The 302-nt window shown below is 75.5% G+C and carries 1 pseudogene; it reads left to right on the top strand.

Going from position 1 to position 302, the window contains the following annotated elements:
• Positions 1 to 4 precede the first annotated feature (4 nt).
• A pseudogene (locus SB751_RS29345) lies at positions 5 to 302 on the top strand (hypothetical protein); the annotation flags it as partial.

Raw genomic sequence — 302 nt, 5'->3', positions numbered from 1 at the left:
CACGATGATCGATCTCGCCGACATCCTGCCGTCCGCGCTGCCCGACGCTGTCGCGTGGGCCGACGCGCAGGCGGCGCACGGGCTCGCGCTGGGCGTGCCGCTCACGCCCGCGCAGGCCGACGACGCGCGCATCGTGGGCGTCGCGCAACCGGAGCGGATCCGCATCGTGGTCGGCGACCAACTGCCGTTTCCCGACACGCCGGCGCTGGGCGCGATCGCGCGCGACACCGGGCTGCTGCGGCCGGGGACGATCGGCCTCACGCTCGGCCATGCGGTGTTCGTGCTGCGCGGCCACGACACGC

The organism is Cupriavidus sp. SIMBA_020, from assembly GCF_046535395.1.
GTDB classification, from domain to species: Bacteria; Pseudomonadota; Gammaproteobacteria; order Burkholderiales; family Burkholderiaceae; genus Cupriavidus; species Cupriavidus campinensis.
Note: the sequence above shows the minus strand (reverse complement) of the source record. Positions and strands in the feature narration are given on the sequence as shown.